This window comes from Roseiarcus sp. (genome assembly GCF_052145395.1).
GTDB lineage: Bacteria > Pseudomonadota > Alphaproteobacteria > Rhizobiales > Beijerinckiaceae > Roseiarcus.
Genome location: NZ_JBKQOT010000355.1, coordinates 1 through 7164, shown reverse-complemented (window position 1 = coordinate 7164; position 7164 = coordinate 1). Strand labels below are relative to the sequence as shown.

9 protein-coding genes are annotated in these 7164 nt (G+C 66.9%); 5 read left to right on the top strand and 4 right to left on the bottom strand.

The window, feature by feature from the left end; translation table 11 throughout:
• Nucleotides 1-400, bottom strand: a 400-nt coding sequence (locus tag ACLP25_RS11960) for a lysophospholipid acyltransferase family protein (protein WP_442469419.1), incomplete at its 3' end; no start/stop codon positions are given.
• A 179-nt stretch (nt 401-579) separates the two neighbouring features.
• Here ACLP25_RS11960 and ACLP25_RS11955 point away from each other — a divergent pair.
• Nucleotides 580-1944, top strand: coding sequence for a TrpB-like pyridoxal phosphate-dependent enzyme (locus tag ACLP25_RS11955; protein ID WP_442469418.1), 1365 nt, complete (start codon nt 580-582; stop codon nt 1942-1944).
• Nucleotides 1945-1998: 54 nt separating this feature from the next.
• On the opposite strand, the gene ACLP25_RS11950 is transcribed toward ACLP25_RS11955, so the two are convergent.
• Complete coding sequence (locus ACLP25_RS11950) at nt 1999-2652, bottom strand: flavin reductase family protein (RefSeq protein WP_442469417.1); 654 nt, start codon at nt 2650-2652, stop codon at nt 1999-2001.
• Between the two features lie 191 nt (nt 2653-2843).
• Here ACLP25_RS11950 and ACLP25_RS11945 point away from each other — a divergent pair, with 191 nt between their 5' ends.
• Nucleotides 2844-4025 (top strand): glycosyltransferase, encoded by a 1182-nt coding sequence (locus tag ACLP25_RS11945; protein ID WP_442469416.1) that lies wholly within the window; start codon nt 2844-2846, stop codon nt 4023-4025.
• A gap of 21 nt (nt 4026-4046) precedes the next feature.
• Here the strand turns inward: ACLP25_RS11945 and ACLP25_RS11940 are convergent, their stop codons facing one another.
• Both ACLP25_RS11940 and ACLP25_RS11935 read right to left on the bottom strand, forming a co-directional pair.
• Nucleotides 4047-4931: a class I SAM-dependent methyltransferase gene (locus tag ACLP25_RS11940; protein WP_442469415.1), complete on the bottom strand. Its 885-nt coding sequence runs from the start codon at nt 4929-4931 to the stop codon at nt 4047-4049.
• A 112-nt stretch (nt 4932-5043) separates the two neighbouring features.
• Nucleotides 5044-5445 (bottom strand): hypothetical protein, encoded by a 402-nt coding sequence (locus ACLP25_RS11935; protein ID WP_442469414.1) that lies wholly within the window; start codon nt 5443-5445, stop codon nt 5044-5046.
• 231 nt (nt 5446-5676) lie between these two features.
• On the opposite strand from ACLP25_RS11935, the gene ACLP25_RS11930 reads away from it, so the two are divergent.
• The 3 genes from ACLP25_RS11930 to ACLP25_RS11920 all read left to right on the top strand — a co-directional run.
• Nucleotides 5677-6228: a peptidylprolyl isomerase gene (locus ACLP25_RS11930; protein ID WP_442469413.1), complete on the top strand. Its 552-nt coding sequence runs from the start codon at nt 5677-5679 to the stop codon at nt 6226-6228.
• A 14-nt stretch (nt 6229-6242) separates the two neighbouring features.
• Nucleotides 6243-6698 (top strand): peptidylprolyl isomerase, encoded by a 456-nt coding sequence (locus ACLP25_RS11925; RefSeq protein ID WP_442469412.1) that lies wholly within the window; start codon nt 6243-6245, stop codon nt 6696-6698.
• Nucleotides 6699-6830: 132 nt separating this feature from the next.
• On the top strand, nt 6831-7164 hold a 334-nt coding region (locus tag ACLP25_RS11920), incomplete at its 3' end, for an S-adenosylmethionine:tRNA ribosyltransferase-isomerase (RefSeq protein WP_442469411.1).

Here is a 7164-nt window from a genome sequence, read left to right as displayed (position 1 = left end):
TGCGCTTGCTCGCGTAGGCGACGAGCTCCCAGTTGCCCAGGTGCAGGCCGCAGACGACGCACGGACCCTCGGCCATGGCGTCAAACGTCTCCTCGCACTCGAACGTCACGCGACCCTCGGACGCGATGCGCTCGAGGTGAAAGGACTCGGCGAAGGTGCGGCCGAGATTCTCCCACATGTCGGCGGCGAGTCTCTTGCGCTCGTCCTCCGGCATGTCGGGATAGGCGAGGGCGAGGTTTCGCATCACGCGCTCCTGCCGGTAGAGACGCGGAGCGATCAGCCGCCAGGAAAGACCCGACATCCGCGAAGCGAATTCGAGCGGCAGCGCGCGCGCGGCGCCTTCGGCGAGGCGAAAGCCGGCGAATTCCAGCCGGTGGCGCAGGTCTTTGGAAAAGGTCATATTTTGGAAAAGTCGTCTTTGGGCCAGCCGTTCGGCTCCCCGGCCGACGGCGCCTGATGGCTCAGGCCCCGGCGCCCTGTCAAGCGACGCGCCCGCGACAAAAAATCCGTTCACCGGCGCGGAACGGTCATGTAGCTTCCCGCGACTTGACGACGGGCGCGAGGCCCGAGGGAGAGAGCATGAGCGAGCAGAGCAAATACACCCTGGGCGAGGACCGGATCCCCCACGCCTGGTACAACATCGCGGCCGACCTGCCGGCGCCGCCTCCGCCTGTGCTCCATCCCGGCCATGGCGGCCCGATCGGGCCGGACGACCTCGCGCCGCTGTTCCCGATGGCCCTCATCGGTCAGGAAGTCTCCACCGAGCGGCACATCGAAATCCCGAAGCCGGTCCGCGACGTCTACCGGATGTGGCGCCCGACGCCGCTCCATCGCGCCCGGGGCCTCGAGAAGGCGCTCGGCACGACGGCGCGTATCTTCTATAAATACGAAGGCGTTAGCCCCGCGGGAAGCCACAAGCCCAACACCGCGGTCGCCCAGGCCTTCTACAACAAGCAGGAAGGCGTGACGAAACTCTCGACCGAAACCGGCGCGGGTCAGTGGGGCTCCTCGCTCGCCTTCGCGGGCGCCCTGTTCGAGCTCGAGGTCAAGGTCTACATGGTCAAGGTGTCTTATCAGCAGAAGCCCTATCGCCGGGCGCTGATGGAGACCTATGGCGCGATATGCGTCGCAAGCCCGAGCGAGGAGACCGAATCCGGCCGCGCCATCCTCGCCGCGCATCCGGATTCGCCTGGCAGCCTCGGCATCGCCATTTCGGAGGCGGTCGAGGTCGCGGCCAAGAGCCCGGACACGAAATACGCGCTCGGCTCCGTGCTCAACCACGTGCTCCTGCACCAGACCGTGATCGGCATCGAGGCGATCGAGCAGATGGAGCAGGCCGACGCCTATCCGGATGTGGTGATCGCCTGCGCGGGCGGGTCGAACTTCGCCGGCATCGCCTTCCCGTTCATCGGTAAAAAGCTGCGCGACAAGACCGACGTGCGGGTGATCGCGGTCGAGCCGGCCGCCTGCCCGTCGCTGACGCGCGGAACCTACGCCTTTGACTTCGGCGACACCGCGCATCTGACCCCGCTGGTGAAGATGCACACGCTCGGGTCCGAATTCATCCCGCCGGACTTCCATGCCGGCGGCCTGCGCTATCACGGCATGTCGCCGCTGGTCAGCCACTGCAAGGAACTCGGCCTGATCGAGGCGCGGGCCTATCACCAGAACCCGTGCTTCGAAGCGGGGGTCATGTTCGCCCGGTGCGAGGGCATCGTGCCGGCGCCGGAATCGAACCACGCCGTGCGCGCCGCGATCGATGAGGCGCTGAAGGCGCGCGAAGAGGGCAAGTCGCCAACGATTCTGTTCAACCTCTCGGGCCACGGCCATTTCGATATGCAGGCCTACACCGACTATTTCGCCGGCAAGCTTGTGGATCAGGACTACGATCCGAAGGCGCTCGAAGCCTCGCTCGCCCACCTGCCCAAGGTGGCGGCGGAATGAACCGCAAAGCAAGGCGCGGCGCGACGCTGCGCCTTGCGCTACGCGGGCTATCCCTCAACGGGCCAGCTCGATGTCGGGCGTTTGGTACATTCCTTCCGGAACTCGCGCGAGGATCGAGGGCGTGAGCTGCGGCCCGAGACCGTAGAATTTCTGGAAGCTCATGATCAGCGGACGCCAGCGATCGGGATCGACCCGATCCGGCGCGTCCGTCATCACGATCGAGTCGTCGAGGTGAACCCGCACGACGCGAAGCTCGAAACACATCGGGCCGCCGGGGCGATCGCGCTCGGCGAGCTGATGCGACGCCTCGAAGACGGCCTCGAGCTGCACAGGGCATTCTGCGACTCGCGGCGCGCCGACGACAATCGACCGTTCAGGCGACAGGCCGCCCTCGCCGAACTTGTCCGCACAGTGCCGATATCCCCGGCTGAGCTTGGTGTCGGGAACCGGGTTCGAGCCGGTCGTCAGCGCGAGTCGATTGACCGCATCCGTCATATCCGACGAGGGGAGGTTGAGAACGCACTCGCGCTCGCGAGCGAGGTTCTCGGAGGTCTTCGATGAGGCGGCGACCCCGATCATGCAGCGCCAGCCCAGCCAGAAGACCGACGAAATCGGCGCGAGATTCGGCGATCCGTCTGCATTCAGCGTGCTGACGAGGACGACCGGCGTCCCGAAATAGAGGATTGCGGGTTCGCTGACGCGATGCATGGGCGGGGTCCTTTCGGCGCCTTTGACCTCGCGGGATCATCAACGCCGCGGATGGCGACCGCAGTCCGGTTCTTGCGACTGTATCGAGGTCTTCGCTCACGATGGCGTCGTCGATTGCGCAAAACCCGTGGTAGATCGTGTCTCGAGCCGCTTCGGGCGGCCGGTCCGGCGCTCCGGGACGACGGTTAAGGATGAACCTGGCGGCTGATGTTTTGCTCGCCCTCTGGGGCGCGCAGAGTTTGGTCTCGACCTTCGCGGTCGCGGCCTACCGCTGGGGCTTGCCGCGGCCGGAGATTCCGGGCGCAGAGCCCAGCGTCGCGGTCGTTCTGGCGGTCAAAGGCGCCGGCGATCTCAAGGCGTTTCTTCTGCGATTACGGGCGCAGAGCTACGGGCGCTACCGGATCATCGCCTGCGTCGAGAGCGAGGAGGATCCGGCCTTCGGCGTGTTACGCGCCGCCGCGGACGAGCCCGGCCCGGCGCTCGAAGTGACGGTCGCGGGACTCGCCGAGTACGCAGGGCAAAAGGTCTCAAACCTGCTTGCCGCGCTGGAGCGGCTCACGCCCGACGACGAGGTCGTCGCCTTCATCGACGCGGATACGCTTCCGACGCCGCTCTGGCTGCCCCGCCTGATCGCGGTGCTGGTCAATTCGGGCCGGCCGGTGGCGACCGGTTACCGCTGGATGACGCCGGCAGACGACTGCTGGAGCTCCGCCTGCCTCGCCGCGGCGAACAATGCAATCGCGGCGCTGCCGCGCGGCGCCTTGCCGCTGACGATCGTCTGGGGCGGCAGCGTCGCGATGCGGCGAACGACGCTCGACGCGATCCGTATCGCCGATTACTGGCGCGGCGCGATCAGCGACGACGCACAGATGGGGCTGGCGCTGCGCCGGGCGGGTCTCCTCGCGCACGCGCCGCGGCAGGGCCTCGTGCTGTCGCCCGTCTCGTGCACGTGGCGCGGATTCTTCGCCTTCGGGGTGCGCCAGTATCGGTTCGTCTACCTGCACAAATGGCAAAGCTGGGCGATCGCCGTCGCGTGCCTTTGGACGCCGCCCGTCGCCCTCGTTCTGACGGCCCCGAGCCTCGCGGCGGGGTCGGCGTGGACGTGGGGCGCGCTCGCCGCGCTCCTCGCGCTCGGCGACGTGCGAATCCGCTTGCGGCGAAGCCTGCAAAGGGCGCTCTGGCGCGACCTCGACGGGCCTCGTGACGATCGGCGATGGCGGGTCGAGCGCCTCATGCGGCCGGTCTGGCATCTCGTCCACGCCCTCGCCGCGCTCAGCGCGCCGCTCTCCCGGACGATCGACTGGGCCGGGGTCCGCTATCGCGTCAACGCGCCGCAGGACGTTGTCGTCATGGGCCGCAAGCCGATCGCCTGACCGCGCCGGGCGAACTCGGCTCTACGCGGACGGCGCGCGGGCGAGCATCACCAACGCCCCGCCTTCGTCCACGGTCTGCCGCGGGGGGCCGAAAAGCCTGTTGGCGACGCTCCCGAGGGCAAAGCCGGCGAGCGCCGCGGCGTGCCATTTGACCGCGCCGCGATAATGGACGCCCGCGCACTTGAAGGGCGAGCAGCGCTCGACCCAGTAGATCAGGGAGTCGACCTGTCCCCAGGGCGCAGGCTCGATGCGCTCGACGGTCGCGCCGGCGCCGCGTGCGAGTTCGCTCAGCGCCGTTTCGGTCCACCAGGTCAGATGGTGCGGGGGAGCGCTGATGAGAAAGTTCGGTATGCGGGTCAGCGCCGAGGGGACGTGGGGAACGCCGACGCAGAGAAGGCCGTTCGGCTTCGCCGCCCGAACCATCTCGGCGAACAACCGCTTTGGGTCGCCGACGTGCTCGATCACCTCGAAGCAGCAGACGGCGTCGTAATACCCGGCGCGCTCGGCGAGATGCGCTCTGAGGGTCTCGGCGCAAAGGCCGTCGGCTGCGGCGCCGTCGGCGAGATGAGGGTCGATGCCGGTATAGTCAGCGTGCGGTACGACATCGCGAAACGCCCCTGAGCCGCAACCGACGTCCAGCACGCGCGCCCCCGGCGGGATCGCCTTCGCCGCCATGCCGAACTCCTCGCGCATCGCTATCTTCGGCATGCCGCGGCGCCGCTCCTGCCAGGCGGAGAGGTAGCGGTAAAAAGCGCGGTCCCCCTCGCGCGGCGGGTCGAAAAAGTAGAGGCCGGTCGGCGACTCCCACAGTCCGAAACGGTCAAGCCCTGCAAAGGAGGACCGGACGTCCGCGGCGAATTCGATGCGCCACAGGTCGGTGAGCAGTCGCGTCGAGACCCATTGCACGAATCTAGTCGCCGGATGGCCGGTGATAGGGCAGGGCGGGATGCGCTCGGCCGGCGACGGGCGTCCAGGGCTCAACACCGCGGGGCGCGGACGCGCGGTGCGCTCTCGCCGCTCAACCGGTCGCGAAAACCCAAAGCGAGCTCCAGACGCAGTGTTTCCCCGGGGTCTTGAACGCGGCCGGGTCAAAATAGGCGAGGTGGCCGGTCGAACCGTCGTCGAGCCAGCGGAAGCCGACCTCGACCCTTCCCGGGCGCAAATTCACGAATTGCTCAACCGGGCCGAGGTCGTCGGCGGCAGCGGGGCCGATCCGCCCCGTCACGCCGTCCTGGTAGCGATAGACCCGCCCGTCCTGCGTCGTCACGCGCACCGAGCGGGCCGCTTCGTCGAAGTCGATAGTGAGCGGCCCGAGCTGACCATCGCCCTTGTAGTCGCAGCTGCGGGTTGTGGGCTCGGCGACGACTGGCGTCGCCAACAGGCAAATAAATCCCAATGCGGCAAACGAAATGCTATTCATCACACCTCGGACGCGTGTTGGTGAGCCCGCCCAGCCGACCGGAGGTCTCCGCTCCTCAAGCCTTCATCTTCGGGCTAAAGCGCAAAAAGGGCAAGATTGGGATTGTTCCCTGGGAAGAAAAAAATCGTTCGGCCGGCCGCGGCCCCGCGGAAAGGCGCGGCGGTTGCAATGGGCCTTCAACCTGCTATTGAGCCCCGCGCGACGATGCGTCGCAGCTATTCCGAGGCGTTCATGTTCGTTTTCAGCCGCCGGGCGGCGTTTGCGCTTCCTCTCCTCGTCGCCGGGACCGCCTGGGCCGCGGGCGAGGACGCCGACAACACCGTCGTCATGACGCTCAAGAACGGCAAGGTCGTGATCCGGCTCCGCCCCGACTGGGCGCCGAAGCATGTCGAGCAGATCAAGACGCTGGTGAAGCGCGGTTTCTACGACGGCATCGTGTTCCACCGCGTCATTCCCGGATTCATGGCGCAGACGGGTGATCCGACCGGCACCGGCACGGGCGGCTCCACCCTGCCCAACCTGCCGGCAGAATTCAACAAGACGCATTTCACCCGAGGCACGCTCGGCATGGCGCGTTCGCAAGATCCAGATTCCGCCAATTCGCAGTTTTTCATCTGCTTTGGGGACGCGGGATTCCTCGATGGGAAATATACGGCCTTCGGCGAAGTCGTTTCGGGAATGGACGTCGTCGACAAGATCAAGGCCGGAACCGAGGCCAACAACGGCATGGTCACGAACCCGGACAAAATCGTGACCATGCGCATGGCCGCCGACGCGAAATGACAAGGAGCGACGACATGACCCCTACCGGGGACTTACTGACGCTCGATACGAGCAGAGGCGCCGTGGTGATCGAAATGAACCCGGGCGTCGCGCCGGGCCATGTCGCGCACATCAAGCGCCTCGTCTCGGAGGGCTTTTATGACGGCGTCGTCTTTCACCGCGTGATCGACGGATTCATGGCCCAGACCGGGTGCCCGCGGGGAAACGGAACCGGAGGGTCGAAGTATCCCGACCTCAAGGCCGAGTTCAACGCCGAGCCGCATGTGCGCGGCACGGTGTCGATGGCGCGCGCCTCGAGTCCGAATTCGGCCAATTCGCAGTTCTTCATCTGCTTCGCCGACGCCCCCTATCTGGACCGAAAGTACACGGTCTGGGGGAAGGTCGTTTCGGGCATGGAGAACGTCGACAAAATCAAGCGCGGCGAACCCGTGAAGGATCCCGACAAGATCCTCAAGGCGACGCTGAGCTGAAGGCTTGGCGACGATCGCCGATGTTAGGAGCGCGGCGACGACGGGCGCCTGTCGCGGTTCTGCCGCCAAGGTGCCGGCGAGCTGTTGGTTGCGTCACGAATTGACCGCCGCGACAGGATGGCGACTACGGCGATGCGCGTCGACGCCTTCGATTTTCATCTCCCGCCCGAGCGCATTGCGCTCACTCCCGCCTCTCCGCGCGACAGCGCGCGAATGCTCGTCGTCGGCCCCAATGGCGGCCTGATGGACTCGTGTGTGCGGGATTTGCCGGATTTTTTGACGCGGGGCGACGCGCTGGTCGTCAATGATACGAGGGTCATCGCGGCGCGGCTCGAGGGGGTGCGGGTCAGGGGGGATGCGGTCGCTTCGATCGAGGCGACGCTCATTGAGCGCGTCGACGACTGCCGCTGGCGGGCGCTCGCGCGTCCGGCCAAGAAGCTCAAGGTGGGCGAGCGCATCCGCTTCG

What these genes read in the sequence shown, in the direction of transcription:
- ACLP25_RS11925 (WP_442469412.1), top strand. Translation starts at nt 6,243, where the DNA reads ATGACCCCTACCGGGGACTTACTGACGCTCGATACGAGCAGAGGCGCC.
- ACLP25_RS11955 (WP_442469418.1), top strand. Translation starts at nt 580, where the DNA reads ATGAGCGAGCAGAGCAAATACACCCTGGGCGAGGACCGGATCCCCCAC.
- ACLP25_RS11930 (WP_442469413.1), top strand. Translation starts at nt 5,677, where the DNA reads ATGTTCGTTTTCAGCCGCCGGGCGGCGTTTGCGCTTCCTCTCCTCGTC.
- ACLP25_RS11935 (WP_442469414.1), bottom strand. Translation starts at nt 5,445, where the DNA reads ATGAATAGCATTTCGTTTGCCGCATTGGGATTTATTTGCCTGTTGGCG.
- ACLP25_RS11950 (WP_442469417.1), bottom strand. Translation starts at nt 2,652, where the DNA reads ATGCATCGCGTCAGCGAACCCGCAATCCTCTATTTCGGGACGCCGGTC.
- ACLP25_RS11945 (WP_442469416.1), top strand. Translation starts at nt 2,844, where the DNA reads ATGAACCTGGCGGCTGATGTTTTGCTCGCCCTCTGGGGCGCGCAGAGT.